Annotated in this window: 15 protein-coding genes, 5 tRNA genes and 1 pseudogene; 4 read left to right on the top strand and 17 right to left on the bottom strand. The window is 66.8% G+C overall.

What is annotated here, in order from left to right; genetic code table 11:
• Positions 1 to 157: 157 nt before the first annotated feature.
• Together ASD77_RS15950 and ASD77_RS15945 are read right to left on the bottom strand one after the other, a co-directional pair.
• Positions 158 to 232: transfer RNA gene (locus ASD77_RS15950), tRNA-Val, on the bottom strand.
• Positions 233 to 292: 60 nt separating this feature from the next.
• The gene (locus ASD77_RS15945; protein WP_055944222.1) at positions 293 to 1,915 is read right to left on the bottom strand and encodes an FMN-binding glutamate synthase family protein; all 1,623 of its coding nucleotides are present in this window, start codon (positions 1,913 to 1,915) and stop codon (positions 293 to 295) included.
• A 156-nt stretch (positions 1,916 to 2,071) separates the two neighbouring features.
• Here ASD77_RS15945 and ASD77_RS18330 point away from each other — a divergent pair, with 156 nt between their 5' ends.
• A complete protein-coding gene (locus ASD77_RS18330) occupies positions 2,072 to 2,218 on the top strand; it encodes a DUF3149 domain-containing protein (protein ID WP_162247644.1) in 147 nt (48 codons plus the stop codon).
• A 16-nt stretch (positions 2,219 to 2,234) separates the two neighbouring features.
• Here the strand turns inward: ASD77_RS18330 and ASD77_RS15940 are convergent.
• From ASD77_RS15940 to ASD77_RS15870, 15 genes and pseudogenes are all read right to left on the bottom strand, one after another.
• Positions 2,235 to 2,321: transfer RNA gene (locus tag ASD77_RS15940), tRNA-Leu, on the bottom strand.
• A 114-nt stretch (positions 2,322 to 2,435) separates the two neighbouring features.
• A tRNA-Gly gene (locus ASD77_RS15935) sits at positions 2,436 to 2,511 on the bottom strand.
• A gap of 31 nt (positions 2,512 to 2,542) precedes the next feature.
• Positions 2,543 to 2,616, bottom strand: a tRNA-Cys gene (locus tag ASD77_RS15930).
• Positions 2,617 to 2,754: 138 nt separating this feature from the next.
• A tRNA-Gly gene (locus ASD77_RS15925) sits at positions 2,755 to 2,830 on the bottom strand.
• The gene (gene pgsA, locus ASD77_RS17875) at positions 2,821 to 3,468 is read right to left on the bottom strand and encodes a CDP-diacylglycerol--glycerol-3-phosphate 3-phosphatidyltransferase (RefSeq protein ID WP_082563371.1); all 648 of its coding nucleotides are present in this window, start codon (positions 3,466 to 3,468) and stop codon (positions 2,821 to 2,823) included. The genes ASD77_RS15925 and pgsA overlap by 10 nt, the downstream gene beginning before the upstream one ends.
• 7 nt (positions 3,469 to 3,475) lie before the next feature.
• Positions 3,476 to 5,323, bottom strand: coding sequence for an excinuclease ABC subunit UvrC (uvrC, locus tag ASD77_RS15915; RefSeq protein WP_055944216.1), 1,848 nt, complete (start codon positions 5,321 to 5,323; stop codon positions 3,476 to 3,478).
• Positions 5,320 to 6,735 carry a redoxin domain-containing protein gene (locus ASD77_RS15910; RefSeq protein ID WP_055944213.1) on the bottom strand — a complete coding sequence of 472 codons (1,416 nt, stop codon included), beginning with the start codon at positions 6,733 to 6,735 and terminating at the stop codon, positions 5,320 to 5,322. The genes uvrC and ASD77_RS15910 overlap by 4 nt, the downstream gene beginning before the upstream one ends.
• 31 nt (positions 6,736 to 6,766) lie before the next feature.
• Entirely contained in the window at positions 6,767 to 7,231 is a 465-nt protein-coding gene (locus ASD77_RS15905) for a low molecular weight protein-tyrosine-phosphatase (protein ID WP_055944210.1), read from the bottom strand.
• On the bottom strand, positions 7,228 to 7,989 hold the full coding sequence (gene kdsB / locus ASD77_RS15900) for a 3-deoxy-manno-octulosonate cytidylyltransferase (RefSeq protein WP_055944207.1): 762 nt from the start codon (positions 7,987 to 7,989) through the stop codon (positions 7,228 to 7,230). The genes ASD77_RS15905 and kdsB overlap by 4 nt, the downstream gene beginning before the upstream one ends.
• Positions 7,990 to 8,019: 30 nt before the next feature.
• The gene (lpxK, locus tag ASD77_RS15895; RefSeq protein ID WP_055944204.1) at positions 8,020 to 9,036 is read right to left on the bottom strand and encodes a tetraacyldisaccharide 4'-kinase; all 1,017 of its coding nucleotides are present in this window, start codon (positions 9,034 to 9,036) and stop codon (positions 8,020 to 8,022) included.
• Complete coding sequence (gene msbA, locus ASD77_RS15890) at positions 9,033 to 10,778, bottom strand: lipid A export permease/ATP-binding protein MsbA (protein ID WP_156383696.1); 1,746 nt, start codon at positions 10,776 to 10,778, stop codon at positions 9,033 to 9,035. Before msbA ends, lpxK begins: the two co-directional genes overlap by 4 nt.
• 5 nt (positions 10,779 to 10,783) lie before the next feature.
• Positions 10,784 to 11,206 (bottom strand): biopolymer transporter ExbD, encoded by a 423-nt coding sequence (locus ASD77_RS15885; RefSeq protein WP_055944201.1) that lies wholly within the window; start codon positions 11,204 to 11,206, stop codon positions 10,784 to 10,786.
• Between the two features lie 9 nt (positions 11,207 to 11,215).
• Complete coding sequence (locus ASD77_RS15880; RefSeq protein ID WP_055944198.1) at positions 11,216 to 11,881, bottom strand: MotA/TolQ/ExbB proton channel family protein; 666 nt, start codon at positions 11,879 to 11,881, stop codon at positions 11,216 to 11,218.
• Positions 11,847 to 14,202, bottom strand: a pseudogene (locus ASD77_RS15875) (DNA internalization-related competence protein ComEC/Rec2); the annotation flags it as partial. The gene ASD77_RS15880 and the pseudogene ASD77_RS15875, both read right to left, overlap by 35 nt.
• 70 nt (positions 14,203 to 14,272) lie before the next feature.
• Entirely contained in the window at positions 14,273 to 15,280 is a 1,008-nt protein-coding gene (locus tag ASD77_RS15870; protein WP_082563411.1) for an integron integrase, read from the bottom strand.
• Between the two features lie 530 nt (positions 15,281 to 15,810).
• On the opposite strand from ASD77_RS15870, the gene ASD77_RS15865 reads away from it, so the two are divergent.
• The 3 genes from ASD77_RS15865 to ASD77_RS18230 all read left to right on the top strand — a co-directional run bounded on the left by ASD77_RS15865 (position 15,811) and on the right by ASD77_RS18230 (position 17,950).
• On the top strand, positions 15,811 to 16,122 hold the full coding sequence (locus ASD77_RS15865) for a hypothetical protein (protein WP_055944189.1): 312 nt from the start codon (positions 15,811 to 15,813) through the stop codon (positions 16,120 to 16,122).
• An 88-nt stretch (positions 16,123 to 16,210) separates the two neighbouring features.
• A complete protein-coding gene (locus ASD77_RS15860; protein WP_055944188.1) occupies positions 16,211 to 16,501 on the top strand; it encodes a hypothetical protein in 291 nt (96 codons plus the stop codon).
• 882 nt (positions 16,502 to 17,383) lie between these two features.
• Complete coding sequence (locus ASD77_RS18230) at positions 17,384 to 17,950, top strand: hypothetical protein (RefSeq protein WP_156383695.1); 567 nt, start codon at positions 17,384 to 17,386, stop codon at positions 17,948 to 17,950.
• Positions 17,951 to 18,894 lie beyond the last annotated feature (944 nt).

The following is an 18,894-nucleotide window of genomic DNA, read 5'->3' as shown; positions in this document are numbered from 1 at the left end:
TACCACAGACACCCCATCCGACGGGCCGTTTCACCCCGCGAAACAAGCACTTAAGGCCGCGCATCGGCTGCGCCGCGCGGCCCGGCGGGACGTCTGCGCGCGCGCCTGCCGGACAGACACGAAAAAGCCCGGCCAAGGCCGGGCTTTTCGCTGGAACTGGTGGGCGGTACAAGTTTCGAACTTGTGACCCCTGCCGTGTGAAAGCAGTGCTCTACCGCTGAGCTAACCGCCCGAAATCATCGGGGCGCGAATGATAAGCGCGGACCGGGGGCCCGGTCAACGCATCGGCCCGTCAACGGTCCTTGGTGTCGCACAGCGAACTGACCCGGCGCGGTGGCGCGAAACAGTCGCTGCGTGCATCCGGCCAGAAGTCGCGGAACACCGCATGGCTGGGCACCCCATCCAGCAGTTCGCCAGGTTCCAGGAACTTGTAGAGCGCGGCCAGCGAACGCACCTCGATCGGCGAGACGCGCCGCAGGATGTGCTCCGGCCCCAGTTGCTGCGGATGCTCCAGCCCCGCCGCGCACAGCATGTCGCGCAGGGCCTTGAGCGTGTTGTCGTGGAACTGCTGCACGCGCACCGACTTGTCCGCCACGTCCAGGTGTTTCCAGCGCTTCGGGTCCTGGGTGGCCACGCCGGTCGGGCAGCGGTCGTTGTGGCAGCTCTGCGCCTGGATGCAGCCCAGGGCGAACATGAAGCCACGCGCGGCATTGCACCAGTCGGCACCCATCGCCATGGTGCGGGCGATATCGAAGCCGCTGATGATCCGGCCGGCCGCGCCGATCCGGATGCGGTCGCGCAGGTTCAGGCCGACCAGCGTGTTGTGGACCAGCAGCAGCGCCTCGTGCATCGGCACGCCGACGTGGTCGATGAACTCGGCCGGCGCCGCGCCCGTGCCGCCCTCGGCACCGTCCACCACGATGAAATCGGGCAGCAGCCCGGTCTCATGCATCGCCTTGGCGATGCCAAACCATTCCCAGGGGTGCCCGATCGCCAGCTTGAAGCCGGTCGGCTTGCCGCCCGACAGTTCGCGCAGGCGTGCGACGAACTGCAGTAGCTCGACCGGCGTGGAGAACGCCGAGTGCTTCGCTGGCGAGACGCAGTCGTGCCCCATCGGTACGCCGCGAGTGGCGGCGATCTCGGCACTGACCTTCGCCGCCGGCAGCACGCCACCGTGACCGGGCTTGGCGCCCTGCGACAGCTTCAGCTCGATCATCTTCACCTGCGGCGACTGCGCGTTCTGGACGAAGCGCTCCTCACTGAAGCGGCCCTGTTCGTCGCGGCAGCCGAAGTAGCCCGAGCCGATCTCCCAGACCAGGTCGCCGCCCTTCTCGCGGTGGTAGGCCGAGATCGAGCCCTCGCCGGTGTCGTGGTAGAAGTTGCCGCGCCGCGCACCCTCGTTCAGCGCGCGCACCGCATTGGCCGACAGCGAGCCGAAGCTCATCGCCGAGATGTTGAACACACTGGCCGAATACGGCTGCGCCGTGCCGGCACCGATCACCACGCGGAAATCGTGCGAGTCTACGTGCGCCGGCGCCATCGAATGGTTGATCCACTCGTAGTCCACGCCGTAGACGTCCTGCTGGCTGCCGAACGGCACCACGTCGCTGACGCCCTTCGCTCGCTGGTAGACCAGTGCCCGCTGCTGCCGCGAGAACGGCACTTCGGCGGTATCGCCCTCGATGAAGTACTGACGGATCTCCGGACCGACCGATTCCAGTCCATAGCGGAAATGCGCCAGCACCGGGTAATTGCGGCGCAAGGTGCTGCGCGTCTGCAGCACGTCCCACGTGCCCAGCAGCGCCAGCGCGCCGAACGCGGCCACGCCCCACCACGCCGCCGGCCACGTCAATGCCAGCCAGAACGAAGCAAGCGCCAGCGCGATGCTGCCGGCATAGGCGAGGTAACGCTGCATCGGCAGTCTCCCGAGGGCCAGCGATGATTCTATGCCATGCCCTGCGACGGCATGCCGCACCTCCGACGGCAACACGGCACGGGGTTGATCCGGATCAATGCCCGCCAACGCGCGCGATGCGACGTTGATGCACCACAACCGGGGGAGACAACCGACATGCATCCGATCCTGCGCGAGATCCTGATGGAACCCGTCGGCTGGCTGGCCATCGGTGGCAGCATCGTGATGGTGGGGATCGGCGCCTTCGTGGCGCTGTTCGTCCGCCGCAAGATGCGCGAGGACGAGAAGAAGCCAAAGCGTTGAGGCGACAACGCGGCCGTGGTGCCCGGAGCCGGAATCGAACCGGCATGGCCTTGCGGCCGGCGGATTTTAAGTCCGATGCGTCTACCAGTTTCGCCATCCGGGCCCGGGGATAGCCTGCCTCACTCCCGCGGCGTTGGAAAGCCGCGAAGCCGCTTGGCGCCGGAAACGACGAAGCCCCGCGGACGGGGCTTCGTGCGTGCTCCACGAGGAGCATGTATGGAGCGGGAAAAGGGACTCGAACCCTCGACCCCGACCTTGGCAAGGTCGTGCTCTACCAACTGAGCTATTCCCGCAAAGGCGATGCACGCATCGCCGGTCTTACTCTGGAGGCCTCGAGCGGAATCGAACCGCTGTAAACGGATTTGCAATCCGGTGCATAACCACTCTGCCACGAGGCCAAAACTGTACGGACACGTGCCACCACCCGGGTGGCCACTGCGCCAGACTGGCGCAATCGGAACGCGTTTTCAAGGCGCCCTACAACACAAAACCCCGCGAACGGGGTTTTGTGGACCGTCCCTCTCAGGACGAAAATCTGGAGCGGGAAAAGGGACTCGAACCCTCGACCCCGACCTTGGCAAGGTCGTGCTCTACCAACTGAGCTATTCCCGCGTCGAGAGAGACGAAATTGTAGCGTCTTGTTCCGGCATGTCAACAGGCTTCTTTTCACCGTCGCGCAGGATCGGCCACGCCGCGAGCAGGTACTGGATGCCGGACCACAACGTCAGCAGTGCCGCGATGGCCAGCAGCCAGTCGCCCAGCACGAATACCCAGCGTCCCATCCAGATGTCGGCCAACGACTGCTTCCCCGGCGTGGAGGCATACAGCAGGCAGGACAGCGCCACCATCTGCACGATGGTCTTGATCTTGCCGAGCGAGGCGACCTTCACCGTGGCGCGCTGACCCAGTTCCGCCATCCACTCGCGCAGCGCGGACACCGCGATTTCCCGTCCCACGATGACCGCGGCCCAGATCGCCATCCACATGGTGGGGTTGTCCTGCACGATCAGGAACAGCGACACCGCCACCATCAGCTTGTCGGCCACCGGATCGAGGAACGCGCCGAACGCGGAATACAGGTGGTAGCGGCGCGCGATCCAGCCGTCCAGCCAGTCGGTGACCGCCGCCAGCACGAAGATGAAGGCCGCGGCGAAATTGGTCCACGAATACGGCAGGTAGAACACCAGCACCAGCACCGGGATCAGCACGATCCGCAGCAGCGTGAGCCAGGTGGGAACGGTCAACGTCATCGCAGGCTTACTCGTTTCCTGCCGCGGGGGACGGCAGTCCGTGCAGGTTAGCGTAGATTCGCTCGGCCAGTGCGGCGTTCACGCCCTCGACGCGGGCGATCTCGTCGGCGCCGGCGGCCTTCAGGCCGGCCAGTCCGCCGAAGTGCTTGAGCAGGCTTGCGCGCCGGCGCGGACCGATGCCGGGGATGTCTTCCAGCTTGCTGGTCATGCGCGCCTTCTGCCGTTTGCCACGATGGCCGGTGATGGCGAACCGGTGCGCCTCGTCACGCACCTGCTGGATCAGCTGCAGCGCCGGCGACGCCGCGCCCGGCCGCAGTTCGCGGCCGTCGGGCAGCACCAGGGCCTCGTGCCCGGCCCGGCGCTCGGCGCCCTTGGCCACGCCCACCAGCGTCACGCCATCCACGCCCAGGTCCGCCAGCGCGGTCTGCGCCTGCGCCAGTTGGCCGGCGCCGCCGTCGATCAGCAGCACGTCGGGCAGCACTCCCCCCTCCTCCACCGCGCGCCGGAAACGCCGCTCGATGGCCTGGTGCATGGCGGCGAAGTCGTCGCCCGGGGTGATGCCGGTGATGTTGTAGCGGCGGTACTGCGACCGCACGGCGCCGTTGGCGTCGAACACCACGCACGACGCGACGGTCGCCTCGCCCATCGTGTGGCTGATGTCGAAGCATTCGATGCGCTTGGCCACCTCGGGCAGGCCTAGCAGTTCCTTTAGCGCTTCGCTGCGCGCGGTCTGCGCGTTGCGGCTGCCCAGTTCGGTGACCAGCGCGATCTCGGCGTTGCGCCGGGCCAGATCCAGGTAGCCCGCGCGCTCGCTGCGGACGCTCCACTTCAGCTGCACCTTGCGCCCAGCGGCAGCGGTCAGGGCATGTTCGATCAGTTCCGCGTCGGGGATCTCGCGATCCAGCACGATTTCCTGCGGCGCCGGCTGCTCGGCGTAGTACTGCGACACGAAGGCGCCGAGCACTTCTTCCGCCGAATCCTCGCCGTTGGTCTTGGGGAAAAACGTCCGCGTACCCAGGTTGCGACCGTCGCGGAACGCGAGCAGCAGCACGCAGGCCTGACTGCCCTGCATCGCGCAGGCCAGCACGTCCAGGTCGGCCGCGTGGCCGTCCACGTACTGGCGCGCCTGCAAGGTCCGGATCGACGCCACCAGATCGCGCAAGCGCGCAGCCTGCTCGAACTCCAGGTTCGAGGCGGCCTGCTCCATCGCGCTGCCGAGCTCACGCGTCAGTTCGTCGCTGCGGCCATCCAGGAACAGCGTCGCGCGGCGCGCCGCTTCCGCATAGTCGGCTTCCGGCACCAACCCCACGCACGGCGCGCTGCAGCGACCGATCTGATACTGCAGGCACGGCCGCGAGCGGTTGCGGAACACGCTGTCTTCGCAGTTGCGGATGCGGAAGAGCTTCTGCATCAGGTTCAGCGTCTCGCGCACGGCGCCGGCACCGGGATACGGGCCGAAGTACCGGCCAGGCACGGCGCGCGCGCCGCGATGGAACGCGATCCGCGGCCATTCCTCTCGGGTGAGCAGCACGTAGGGGTAGCTCTTGTCGTCGCGCAGCAGCACGTTGTAGCGCGGCGTCAGCGACTTGATCAGCTGGTTTTCCAGCAGCAGCGCTTCGGCTTCGGTGCGGGTGACGGTCACGTCCATCCGCGCGACCTGCGAGAGCATCGACAGGATGCGTGGCGACTTCGGCGAGCTGGTGAAGTAACTGCCCACGCGCTTGCGCAGCGCGCCGGCCTTGCCGACGTACAGCAGGGCGTCGTCGGCGGCGTACATGCGGTACACGCCTGGCGCGGTGCTCAGCCCGGCCGCGAAGGCCTTGCCGTCGAATTCCGCCTGGGGACTGCCGCTCATTCGTCGATCGGAACGTGGCTCAATTCGCCGGTGGCGATATCGTAACGCAGCACCGCGTGGGCATCGGTCTCGGCGATCCACACCGCACCCGCGGCCACCGACAGGCCCGCGGGGCCGTGCAGCCGCCGCGGCAACGCGACGGTGGTCAGTTCGCCACCGCCCAGGCGCAGCGTGCGCAGGGTGCCATTGCCGCTGTCGGCGATCCACATGACCGGCGAATCCGGACTCAGCGCCACCGCCTGCGGATGCTGCAGCCGGGCGCGGTCACGCGGACCGTCATCGTCACCGAAACTCCAGGTACCCTGCCCGACCAGTGTCTGCACGGTGTCGCCGCGCACCTGCAGCGAACGCACGGCCGAACCGACGGCATCGCAGACGTACAGGATCTGCAGCGTGGTGGCCAGGCTGGCCGGCTGCGCGAAGGCGGCCATCGGTCCGCTGCCATCGCGCACGTCGAGCTGGCCCGAGCCGGCACGCGCACGGATCTCGCGAGTGCCCAGGTCGTAGCTCCACACCCGGTTGTCGCCGGCCATCGCCAGGAAGATCTGGTTGTTGTTGACCACCAGCGCCTGCGGCTGGTTGAGCGCCACGTCGCGCGGAGCGGTGACCACGCCCTCGGTCGGCTCGCCCGCGCGGCCGTTGCCGCACAGGGTGTCGACCGTGCTGGTCGGCAGGTTGACGCGTCGCAGGGCATGGTTGCCGGTATCCGCCACGTAGAGCGACTCCCGCACCAGCGCCAGGCCCTGCGGCCGGCGGAAGGCGGCGTGGTTCAGTTCACCGTCGGCGAAGTCGGGCGTGCCCATGCCGAACTGCCGGATCACCCGCCCGTGGTGGTTGCACTCCAGCACGCGATGGTGGCCGCTGTCGGCCACGAACAGGCGGTCGGGCGTGGCCACCAGCCCGGTCGGGAAGCACAGCGGCAGGCGCGGCTCGGGATGGGCTTCGCGGAAGGCGCGCAGGTCGTCATCCGGGGGTTCGTGCAGGCCGTCGCAGAGGCGGGCGATCTGCCGTTCGAGATCGGCCAGCCCCTCGGCGCCGACCGCGCGGTGCTGAACGTTGCCCTCGCCGTCGATCAGCAGCACCGTCGGCCACGACGCCACCCCGAAACGCTGCCAGGCCACCCAGTCCGCGTCGTGCGCCAGCGGCAACGACAGTCCGTGGCGGCGCAAGCGCTTCAACGCGGCCTGCGGATCGCGCTCGCTGTCGAAACGCGGCACGTGGATGACCAGCGCCTGCAGCCGGCCCACGTAGCGGGCCTGCAGCACTGCCAGGTCGTTGATCCGCTGCGCACACCAGGCGGAGGCGCTGTTGACGAAGGCCAGCGCGACGATGCGCCCCCGCTGCTCGTGCAGCGTGGTGGCGGGTGCGTTGAGCCATTGCAGGCCACGCGGCAGTTCGGGTGCCAAGGTCATGTCCGTCATCCTCCCTGATTATGCCCCAGTCTCAACCAGCGGCGAGCCGCGCCACGACCGCCTGTGCCGCCGAATCGACCAGTCGCCAGACCTGCCGGAAATCCTCCGGCCCGCCGGTATAAGGGTCGGGAACTTCGCCTTCCGCCTCCACGCCCGCCCAGTCCAGCAGCAGCGCCACCCGATCGCGACGGGTCGCCGGTGCGATGCGCAGAACATCGCGCACATTGGCGCGGTCGGCGCACAGGATCCAGTCGAACGCTTCGAAATCGTCCTCCGACAGTTGGCGCGCGCGCTGCCCGCCGATGTCGACGCCGTGGCCACGTGCGCACGCGATGGCGCGCCGGTCCGGCGGCTCGCCGGCATGCCAGCCGCCGGTGCCCGCGGAATCGACCTGCACGCGCCCGGCCAGCGGCGAAGACGCCAGCCGCGCCCGCAGCGCACCTTCCGCCATCGGCGAACGGCAGATGTTGCCCAGGCAGACGACCAGCAGCTTCATGCCTGCGCCCGCAGGATGGCCTCGGCACGGGCCAGGTCTTCCGGCGTATCGACGCCCGGCGGAAACGGCTCGGGGGTCAGCGCCACGGCGATGCGATGGCCGGCTTCCAGCACCCGCAGCTGTTCCAGCGATTCGACCTGCTCCAGTACGCCCGGCGGCAGCGCGGAGAACTGCCGCAGGAACCCAGCGCGATACGCGTAGATGCCAATATGCCGCAGCCACTGCCCCGGCGGCAGCACGTCGCGCGACTGCGCGAACGCATCGCGGTGCCACGGGATGGGCGCACGGCTGAAGTACAGCGCATCGCCGTTGGCCGCCCGTACCAGCTTGACCGCGTTCGGATCGAACAGCGTGGCCGCGTCGTCCACCGGCACGGCCAGCGTCGCCATCTCCGCGCCGCTGGCCGCCAGTGTGTCGGCGACGGCACGGATGCCCGCCGGCGGCGCGAACGGTTCATCACCCTGCAGGTTCACCACCAGCGTGTCATCGGCCCAGCCGGCGATATCGGCGCATTCGGCCAGACGGTCGCTGCCGGAGGCGTGCCGTTCGGAGGTCATCGCTACCTGCACCCCGGTGTCCTGCAAGGCATCGCGGATGCGCGTATCGTCGGTGGCGACCCACACCTCGCGCGCACCGGCAGCCAGGGCCCGGCGCGCCACGTGCACCACCAGCGGGGTGCCGCCGAGCAGGCGCAGCGGCTTTCCCGGCAGGCGGGAAGCGGCGTAACGGGCGGGAATGGCGACGATGAAATCGGTCATCGGGATCCGGAACTCCAGGAAAGGAATGCGCTACTTCGCACCGGCGCCCGCAGCGGGTCCGAGCTTCTCCAGCAAGGCGATCCAGAACGCCTCGGGTAGCTTCGCCGCAACCGGCACGCTGTAGAACCAGGCGTTGGCGAAGGCGACGCACTTCACTGCGTCCTTCTCGGTCATCAGCACCGGCAGTTCGCTGCCGAACGCGAAATCGTCGGCCTGGTAATCGTGATGGTCGGCGAACGCGTGCGGTACCACCCCCAGCCCCTTGGCACGCAGCATGGCGAAGAAGCGGCCAGGGTTGCCGATGCCGGCCACCGCATGCACGCGCTGGCCTGCGAATGCAGACAGCGGTTTCGGCCGGCCGCCGCGCAACGGCAGCGCGTCGTCCGCCTGAAGGTGCATCGGCCATTCGCCGAACGCGGCCGCCGCCTCGGTATCGGGCAGGTTGACCACGCGGAACCCACACTCGGCTGCGCGCGCCGCCGGTTCGCGCAACGGGCCGGCCGGCATCAGGCGGCCATTGCCGTAGCGGCGCGCGCCGTCGATCACTTCGATTTCCACATCGCGCTGCAGACGGTAGTGCTGCAGGCCGTCGTCGCAGATGACCACGTCGCAGCCCGCCGCGACCAGCGCTTTCGCCGCGGCGACACGGTCGCGATCCACGCGCACGCGGGTGCCGGTCTGGCGCGCGATCAGGACGGGTTCGTCGCCACCCTCGGCGGGCGGCGTGGCCGCATCCACCCAGCGCGCCTGGCCTCCGTCGCGGCGCCCGTAACCGCGGCTGGCGACGCCCGGCTTGAAGCCGGCCGCACGCAGCCGCTCCATCAGCGCGATAGTCAGCGGTGTCTTGCCGGTACCGCCGGCGGTGATGTTGCCCACCACGATGACCGGCACGCCTACGCGGTACGCGCGCAGCAGGCCAACGCGATACAGGCGCCTCCGCAGTGCCACCAGCGTGCCGTACACGCCGGACAGCACGCGCGCCCACGCCGGCACGGCGCCCTCGCCGAACCAGTACTCGGGAGGCTGCGGCATCGCGCGCTTGCTCACCCGGCCTCGCCCTCGCGGAACTGCATCTGGTACAGGTGGGCGTACAGTCCGCCGCGTGCGAGCAACTCGGCATGCGTGCCCTGCTCGACCAGGCGCCCCTGGTCCAGCACCAGCACCTGATCAGCGTGTTCGATGGTGGACAGGCGATGCGCGATGACCAGCGTGGTGCGGTCGGGCATCAGCTTCTGCAGCGCGTTCTGCACCAGCCGTTCGGATTCGTTGTCGAGCGCGGCGGTCGCTTCGTCGAGGATCAGGATCGGCGCGTCCTTCAGCATCGCGCGCGCGATCGCCAGGCGCTGGCGCTGGCCACCGGACAGGCGACCGCCCTTGTTGCCGATCGGCGCCTGCAGGCCGTCCGGCATCTCGTTCACGAATTCCATGGCGTTGGCCCCGCGCACGGCCTCTTCCATCGCCACCGCTTCGGCGCCCTGCAGTTCACCGTAGGCCACGTTGGCCGCAACGGTGCCGTCGAACAGCATCACCTGCTGGCCCACCAGCGCGACCTGCCGGCGCAGGTCGGCCAGGCGGTAGTCCTGCAGCGGATGGCCGTCGAGCAGGATCTGGCCGGATTCGTATTCGTAGAACCGGGGTATCAGCTTGATCAGCGTCGACTTGCCGCTGCCGGAGCGGCCGACGATCGCGGTGACGGTCCCCGGGCGCGCGGTGAAGCTGATGCCTTCCAGCGCGGGCCGGCTCTGGCCGGGATAGCGGGTGGTGATGTCGCGGAACTCCAGCAGGCCCCGCGCGCGGTCGAGCGGACGCGTGCCGGTGTCCTTCTCGTCGTCGGCATCCAGCACCGAGAACAGGCGCTGCGCCGAGGCGACGCCCCGCTGCAGCATGTTCTGCACGTTGGTCAGCTGCTTGAGCGCCGGGATGATCGCCATCATCGATATCATCAGCGTGACGAAACCGCCCGCCGTCAGCCGGCCCGCTATCGCCTCGCGGCCGGCGAAGAACAGCAGCAGCGCCAGGCCGATGGCGCCCATCAGCTGCACCATCGCCGAGGACACGCTGCGCGTGGCTTCGACCTTCATCGCCAGCCTCAGGTTGGCGTTCGCCAGGCTTTCGTAGCGCGCCAGTTCGCTGCCCTGCGCGCCGTAGACCTTTACTTCCTGCTGGTTGGACAGCGTCTGGTCGGCGGCCTGCATCATCTCGGCGCCGCTCTCCTGGATGCGATGGCTGATGCGCCGGTAGCGCTTGGCCACCTTGTCCATGATCCATGCCAGCGGCGGTGCCATGATCAGGATCGCCAGCGTGACCTGCCAGCTGGTCCAGAACATCACCACCAGCGCGGCGATGATCTGCAGCACCTGCTGCAGCATCACCTTCATCGCATCGACGGCGGCCTGCGCCATCTGGTCGGCATCGGACCCCAGCCGCACCAGCATCGCCGGCACCGGCTCGGTGTCGAAGCGCAGACCCGGCAGGCGCAGGTACTTGCCCAGCACGTTGACCCGGACGTCGCGGGCGATGCTGCGCGCCGCCTTGCCCATGCCCATGTCGGTGACGTAGCCGGCAATGCCGCGGATCACGAACAGGCCGACGATCGCCAGCGGCAGCAGCAGGCTCTTGGACTTGTCGCGGTCGATGAAGGTCTCGTTGACCACCGGCTCCATCAGCTTGCTGAAGGCGCCGCCTGCCGCCGCTTCGATCAGCATGCCCAGGGCGGCCAGCACCAGCAGGCCACGGTAAGGACGCGCGAAACCCATCAGCCGCTTGTAGACCTGCCACGGCGATTCCATTCCGCTCACTTCTGCGCCTCCGGCGCGGTGGCGATGTTGATCTTGCGGAAGCCCAGCTGGCCCAGCGCATCCAGCGCGGTCACCACCGCCTGGTGCGGCGTGCGGGCGTCGGCGCGCAGCAGCACTGGCCGGCTGCGGTCGCTGCCGGCGACCTGCTGCAGGGTCTGCTTCAGGGCGTCGATGTCCGGGCGCAGCACTTCCTGTTCGTCGACGAAGTAGCGCCCGTCGGCATTGACCAGCACGCTGAGCGCCTTGACCTGCGCGGCGACCGGTTCGCCGGTCGCGCTGGGCAGCTGCAGCTGCAGCATCGAACGGGTGTCGAAGGTGGTGGTGATGACGAAGAAGATGATCAGCACCAGGATCACGTCGATCAACGGCACCAGGTTGATCTCGGGTTCTTCCTGCGAACGGTCGTCGCGGATGCGCATGCGCCGGCCTCAGGCGCTGGTCGGCGCCGCGACCGGCGCGACCGTGCCGGCAGGGCGTGCGGCAGGACGCGGATGGCGGGCTTCCAGCGCGTCGACCAGCGCCGTGGCTTCCTTCTCCATCTCCATCACGTAGCCGGTGACCCGGCCGCGGAAATAGCGGTGGAACAGCAGCGCCGGGATCGCCACGATCATGCCGGCCGCCGCGCACACGAGCGCCTTGCCGATGCCGCCGGCCAGCGCATTGACGTCGCCGAGGCCGCTGTCCTGGATGCCCAGGAACATCTGGATCATGCCGACCACGGTGCCCAGTAGGCCCAGCAGCGGACCGGCCGAGGCGATGCTGCCCAGCGCATTGAGGAACTTCTCCATGCGGTGCACCACGTGGCGCCCGGTGTCCTCGATGCGCTCGCGGATCTGGTCGCGCGGCTTGTTGCGCACGTCCAGCGCCGCCGCCAGGACTTCACCCAAGGGCGAATTGCGGCGCAGGGACTCGATGTGGGCCGGCTCCAGCTGGCCGCGGCCGGCCCAGGCACGGACTTCCTCGCCCAGTCCGGGCGGCAGGATCTCCTTGCGCCGCAACGACCAGAACCGTTCCACCACGAGGGCCAGGGCCAGCACGCCGAGCAGCAGCAGCGGGATCATCGGCCAACCGCCGGCCTTCACCAGTTCCAGCACGTTCAGTCCTCCGGCGCATCGGGCCGTTCGTCTTCCAGCCGATAGGATAGCCCACCGGCCCGCTGGCGCCGCACGGCGTCCCACCAGTGCGCCCGGTCGTGACGCCGCTCACGCACCTGCAGGCCCTCGGCGCCCAGCCACACGCGCAGCGCGCCGCCGGACTGGGTGTCCAGGACCTCGGCACCCTGCCTTCGCCAGCGCGCCACCACCTCGGCGCGCGGATGGCCGAAGCGGTTGCCGGCGCCGCTGGCGTTCAGCACCAGCCGCGGCGAGGTCGCGGCCACGAACGCAGGATCGGAAGACCCGGCACTGCCGTGGTGCGGCAGCACGACCACGTCGGCGCGCAGGGCCGCCGCATCGCGATGGACCAGCCCGCGCTCGACGATGGCGCCGATGTCCCCGGGCAGCATCAGGCCGCCGTGGGCGGTCTCCACCTTCAACACGCAGCTGGCTTCGTTGCCCAGGTAGGGGAAGTACAGGCCGGGATGCAGGAAACGGAAACGCACGCCGTCCCATGTCCAGGTGGCGCCGGTGAGGCAGGCCGCGTGCGCGTCCACCGGACTGCCGGGCGGCGCCAGTACGGTGCGCACCGGCAGGCTGCCGCGCACCGCATCGACGCCACCAACGTGGTCGTTGTCGCCATGGCTGACCACCAGCGCGTCGAGGCGGGGCACGCCAAGCGCGCGCAGCGCCGGCACCACGGCACGCTCGCCGGCATCGAATCCCTCTTCGACGGCGGGTCCTGCATCGAACAGCAGGGTGTGGTTCACCGTGCGCACCAGCGCGGACAGCCCCTGCCCCACGTCGATCACCACCAGCTCCACTTCGCCGACGCGGGGCCGTTCTCGGTCCGGCCACAGCAGCGGCAACCACAGCAGCAAGGCCAGCGACTTGCCGGGCACGCCGCGCGGCAGCAGCAGCCAGAAGCCACCGGCCAGCGCCAGCCACAATGCCCACGCCGGACTCTCCGGCAGCCACCACAGCGCGTACGGGTGCGCCGCGACGTGCTCGAACAGCTGCCAGCTAGGCGCGAAGCAGGCCGACGCCACCCGCCACGCCCAGGCACCGGCGCCGGCATGGACCGCTTCCATGCCGGTACCCAGCAGCGACAGCGGCACGATCACCAGGCTCCACCACGGGATCGCGAGCAGGTTCGCCACCGGACCGGCCAGCGAGGCCTGCCCGAACAGCACCGCGGTGAACGGCAGCAGCCCGATAGTCGCGACGGCCTGCGCCGGCAGGAACGCCTTCGCCCAGTGCAGCGATGCCGGCAGGCACCAGGCCAGCCAGGCCACGCCGCCGAAGCTCAGCCAGAAGCCGGCGGCCAGCAGCGACAGCGGATCGAACACCATCACGGCCAGCATTGCCAGCGCCAGCGTGTCCACGACCCGGACATGGCGTCGCGACAGGCGCGCCGCCACCACCACCGCGATCATCAGCACGGTGCGCACCGTCGGCAGCGCGAATCCCGCCACCGCCGCATACGCCACCGCGCCCAGCAAGGCCGCGGCGCCCGCCGCCTGCGGACGCGGCACGCGGCGCGCCAGCGCCGGGAACAGCCACCACAACGCGGCGGCCAGCAGCGCGCATGCGCCGGCCACTATGCCGACGTGGAACCCGGAAATCGCGATCAGGTGCGTGAGTCCCGTGGCCCGGAGCACCTGCCAGTCCACGTCGTCGAGGCCGCGCGTGTCGCCCAGGGCCAGCGCCTGCACGAAGCGCGCATGACGATCCGGCACCTCCTGCGCGATCCGCGCCGCCATGCGACTGCGCCACGCATCCACGCCCTGCCCTGCCGACAGCCGGCGCGCACGCGTCGCCTCACGCACATAGCCGGTGGCACTGATCCGCTGCGCCGCGGCGTAGCGCTCGGTGGGCACGCCGCCGGGATTGGCCAGGCCACGCGGCGCGCGCACGCGGATCTGGAACTGCCAGCGTTCGCCCGCGCCCACCTGCACGCGCGGCCCGGGCTCGGTGGCGCCGAAATCGTCGTACCACGCCAGCCGCAGCAAGCGTCCCCGCAAGGGCGCCGGCTGTTCCGCCGCATCATCGACCCGGAACAGGAACCGCGTCCGCCGCGCCTGCGGCTCCGGCAAGGCCACCACCTGCCCGCTGACCACGACCTCGCGACCTTCCCACGGCACCGGCAACTGCGCGCCCAAGCTCCAGCTGGCATGCAGTCCTGCCCATGCCGCCCCCGCGAGCAACGCACCCATCCAGCGCCAGCGGGACGAGGCCCACCACCCCGCCATCCCGGCCACCAACAACAGCCACAGCACGATCGCTGCCGGCAACGCCGGTTGCCACAGCATGGCGACCATGCCGAACAGCAGGGCCGCCACGCACGCCAGCCCCAATGGCGCCGGTACGTTCTGCTGCACCGGGCCCACGTCAGCGATCCAGCGGACTGAGCACGGCGCCGGCGCCGCGGTTCAGGACGTGCGTATAGATCTGCGTGGTGGCGACATCCTTGTGCCCCAGCAGTTCCTGCACGGTACGGATGTCGTAGCCGCTCTCGATCAGGTGGGTGGCGAACGAATGCCGCAGCGTATGCGCGGTCACCGGCTTGACGATGCCCGCCTCGCCCTGGGCGCGCTTCAGCGCCCGCGACAGCATCGCTTCGTCCAGGTGATGGCGCCGCCATCGTCCATCGCGCGGGTCCAGGCTGATGGTCCGCGCGGGAAACACGTACTGCCATCCCAGCTCGCGCGCCGCCGAGGGATACTTGCGCGACAGTGCATGCGGCAACCACACCTCGCCGGCGCCGCGCGCCAGGTCCTGGCGGTGCAGCACGTGCACGCGTTCCACTTCCGCCTGCAGCGCCGGCACCAGCGATGCAGGCAACACCGTCCGCCGGTCCTTGCCGCCCTTGCCTTCGCGCACGGTGATCTCGTTGCGGGCAAAGTCCACGTCCTTCACCCGCAGGCGCACGCCTTCCATCAAGCGCATGCCGGTGCCGTAGAGCAGCCGCGCCAGCAGGGCCATGCGGCCGTCCATGTGGGCCAGCAGGGTCCGCACTTCGGTTTGCGACAGCACGGTCGGCACGCGCAGCGGCCGCTTGGCACGCACCACGTCGTCCATCCACGGCAACTTCAGTCCCAGCACTTCGCGATAGAGGAACAGCAGCGCCGACAACGCCTGGTTCTGCGTACTGGCCGCAACCTTGCCTTCCACCGCCAGTCCGGTCAGGAACGCCTCGACCCGCGGCGCGCCCAACTCACGCGGATGACGTCTCCCGTTGACCAGGATGAACCGCCGAATCCACCCCAGATACGCCCGCTCCGTCCGCAAGCTGTAGTGACCGACCCGCAACTTGCGGACCACGGCCTCCAGCAAGCGTTCTTCCCCTACCCCCGCATCCCCACCCGATACCGCCCCGTCCTCCGGCTGATAATCCATGGCCATCGCGTTCCATGCGAATAATGCCGACAACGTCGCATGGGGGATGACTGCGAGCCATCAGGCAAGGCATTGTTCTCACATAAGAAAATCCCGATTGACGCATGCCGGTACTGGCTGAATACTCGGCGTTATCACCCCCTTAGTGGGGTCTACAAAGTAGTTAGGCCGCAATGAAAGCTCACTTTGTTGCCGAGATCCATCTTCTACCGATTGAGACCGGCAGTCGATCAACTCCGTTGGCATCTGGTGAGTGGCGCACCATTCTAGGCATCGGCAACGAGCACTGGTCAGCCCGCCTTACTTTTGCGGACAGTCCTGGACCCGGCGATACCTTTCATGCCACGGCGCAGCTACTAGTTCCAGATGCACTTAGGTACTTTTCTGTGGGTTCTGATTTCACAGTCTGGGAGAATGGCAACAAAGGGACAGGTCGCGTTTTGTCGGTTGCGGCCTAACAATTCATTCAAGCCGAACCCGCTTCGCGGGTCGGCTTAATTCCGGTGTTAGGCGCCAATAGAGACTGCTTAATGACGGAAAGAATTGCAGAGCGATCGCTCCAGTACGCCGTTCGAGGCGGTGGTCAGCGCAAAGATTTGGTGATCCGCATCTTTTCGCCCTTCATTGTCCCCGTCGGTAGCGTCAACTTCGAGGTTGATGGCGTCGTGGCCGGATGCCGCTGGGAGCTTGAGGGGCTGCCGGAAAAAGTCTCAGACACCACTTATGGCGCTGATTCTGTTCAAGCACTGCAGCTGGCGGCCAACATTGACGGAGTACTCGCTGCATTGCGAGACAAGTATGATTTCTACTTCCGGTCCGGCGAGCCGTACTTCGAGGACTAGGCGATTCATCATGACGGTGTTGGCGCCTAACAATTCATTCAAGCCGAACCCGCTTCGCGGGTCGGCTTAATTCAGGTGTTAGGTTGCGATGACAGATTGGCCCTATCTGCTGTTTGCCTCGTCCATCTACGCCCTGGGATTTATTGGGTTGTTCGGCATTTCGCTACTTCCAATCCGCGCGACACTTGCCCTGAGGCGCAATGCCTTTCTGTGGCGTTCGTCCTTCATTGGCAAGGCCGCTCTCATTCTTGTAGGTGCCGCTGCCATCGCGGCCATTGCATTTGGCATCCCGCAAATAGCCGGCGTATTCCGCTGCCTTAATCTTGTCTCCATCATTGTTCTAGCGGTTGCGCGCAGGCTTGGCGGCGTTGCAACCTAACAATTCATTCAAGCCGAACCCGCTTCGCGGGTCGGCTTAATTCCGGTGTTAGGCCACATGGAAAGAGTCATCACAACGGCATTCGCACTGATCATGTTGGCGGGATGCGGTAAAGCACCGCCAGCGGTAGCGCCGGCTTGCTTTCCAACTGGCGAGCCGGAAGGGACTCGCTCGCCCAGCGAGCGGAAAGCCGTGGCTGCGGCAAGGCAACGGCTGCAAGCACGGTGCCATCGCGCCGACACACAGTGCGAATTTACCGCTCGCAACACTGTCAATAAAGACATTACTGTTATGGTCGTCTTCGCTCGGGTACACGGCGATCCTCCTAAATGTGGCTTCGCGCCCGGGAACCATGAGATTCAGGTGTACTCGATGGACGGAGCGTATGTCCGCACGATCCCGGGCTTGTAGGCCTAACAGTTCATTCAAGCCGAACCCGCTTCGCGGGTCGGCTTAATTCCGGTGTTAGGCGCCTATGCAGGTCAATCGCATGCCAAGTCCACAATACTTGATTGCCCATGCCTGCTTCGACTGTCGCAAGAGCTTCAAGGTTGTGCCCCGCCCAGACTCAGTTGCCGTCTGCCCAAGCTGCGGCGGGACAGTCTATGAGATGGGTCGCTCGTTCAAAGCGCCTCCCGCCAAAGATCTTGAGCAATGGTCAAAGGTCCAGGCTCTCTTCGCAGCCGGCTTCCGGTTCTTTAGCTATCGCAGCACTTCCGGCCCGTCACTGCCTGATAGGCTAGCGGACGTTGAGGCGTTCATCCGGGACAATCCGGCGCACCCACTACGAGTGGCGGCGCCTAACAATTCATTCAAGCCGAACCCGCTTCGCGGGTCGGCTTAATTCAGGTGTTAGGCATCACACCGACCAACGAGGCAATCATGCGGATCAATGTTTTTGAGGGCGCTCGTCGGATTGCACTGATTCTTGCCGCGCTCACAACAATTGTTGTTCTGCTCGTTACGGGCACGAGCGATCCGTACTTATCTGTTGACTACCACGTGTCTCGCCCTGACTTACCGCCGGTCAGAACGGATGAGCCGTGCCCTACAAGCGCCGGGCGGCACTACTTCTCTACAAATACACCAAATGATCATTCTGTCGGCATTGATCTTTGCCTCTTGACCATGCCATTTGGCAAGGATTCCGAGCAACTCGTCCCTTACAAAATTGATCAGGCCGGAATGGTCTGGGGCGCCGCTTCTTACAGCAGTGAAGTAGATGTTTATGAGCGCGAGATTGAAAAGCGCTTTGCACTCTCAAGCTCTGATGCTCAGTGGGCTGACCAGGAGATTTCTAAGCGCTACCGCAAGAACTGGCTGCAATCACTTGGTTACTTGGCAATTGGGCTTGTCGTATTCTGGGTTTTGGTCTGCTGCATAGGCTGGATCGTTCGTGGTTTCGCGGGCATTCCTCGCGGCAAGGACAGCCGCGCAAGTGATGCCTAACAATTCATTCAAGCCGAACCCGCTTCGCGGGTCGGCTTAATTCTGGCGTTAGCGCCTATATGTGGCCATTCCGCAAGAAGCAACCCAGAATGCCGTTTCAGGAGTTTCGTCGGACTTACGTCCCGGCCGCACAGGGGGTGATCGAGAATGCACTGGCAGTAGAGACAGTCTGCCCTGTGTGCTTCACTCAGTTCCCTGCCGGCACCATGTCGGCAGACTGGCCTATGTGTCCGGATTGCTCCAGCGAGGGCATGGATCTTGGCTTAGAGCCGCTAGAAAGTTTTCTGGCGTCCAAGACGCTGGCGGATCTAGATGCGATAGCATCTCAGTGGGACGCGGCAGAAGGGTTCCTGCCGCAGTACAAGTCACTCAAAGCAGGTAACCTCGCTCATCTTCGCGCTCGTAAGGCCGCGGCTGGGCGCTAACAATTCATTCAAGCCGAACCCGCTTCGCGGGTCGGCTTAATTCTGGTGTTAGGCGGCATGTGGAGTTCTGTATGGCTTGAGATACTTCGATGAGGCGATATGAGCGAGCTCTGTAGCCAATGCAACGAACGCCCTGCTGTTACTACCGCACCTCATTGGTACTCCATTTTTGCGTTCTTCCTGCTCGGGAGTGCCGGCGCGTCCGGTCGCTACTGCAAAGACTGCGCCGGGGGCAGAACATTTCTGTCGCTGCTTTTCGCCGGGTGCTTCCTGTTGGTGACGTTCGTTCTAGTGGTGATCTTCTGGTGAGGCGGACTGGGATGCCGCCTAACAATTCATTCAAGCCGAACCCGCTTCGCGGGTCGGCTTAATTCTGGTGTTAGGCCTACGATGCGAGAGTTCGAAGAAGTCTTGCAACTAGACGACTGGTACGACGGCCCTCGGGCTGGTATCGCCCTTTATCGCGGCGTCCCGCACGCATTTCGCTCTCGGATGCTTGACGTCACGGAGTATTGGGAC

This window comes from Pseudoxanthomonas sp. Root65, assembly GCF_001427635.1.
Lineage (GTDB): Bacteria > Pseudomonadota > Gammaproteobacteria > Xanthomonadales > Xanthomonadaceae > Pseudoxanthomonas_A.
The sequence above is the reverse complement of the archived record's forward strand: the minus strand, read 5'-3'. Positions and strand labels throughout refer to the sequence as shown.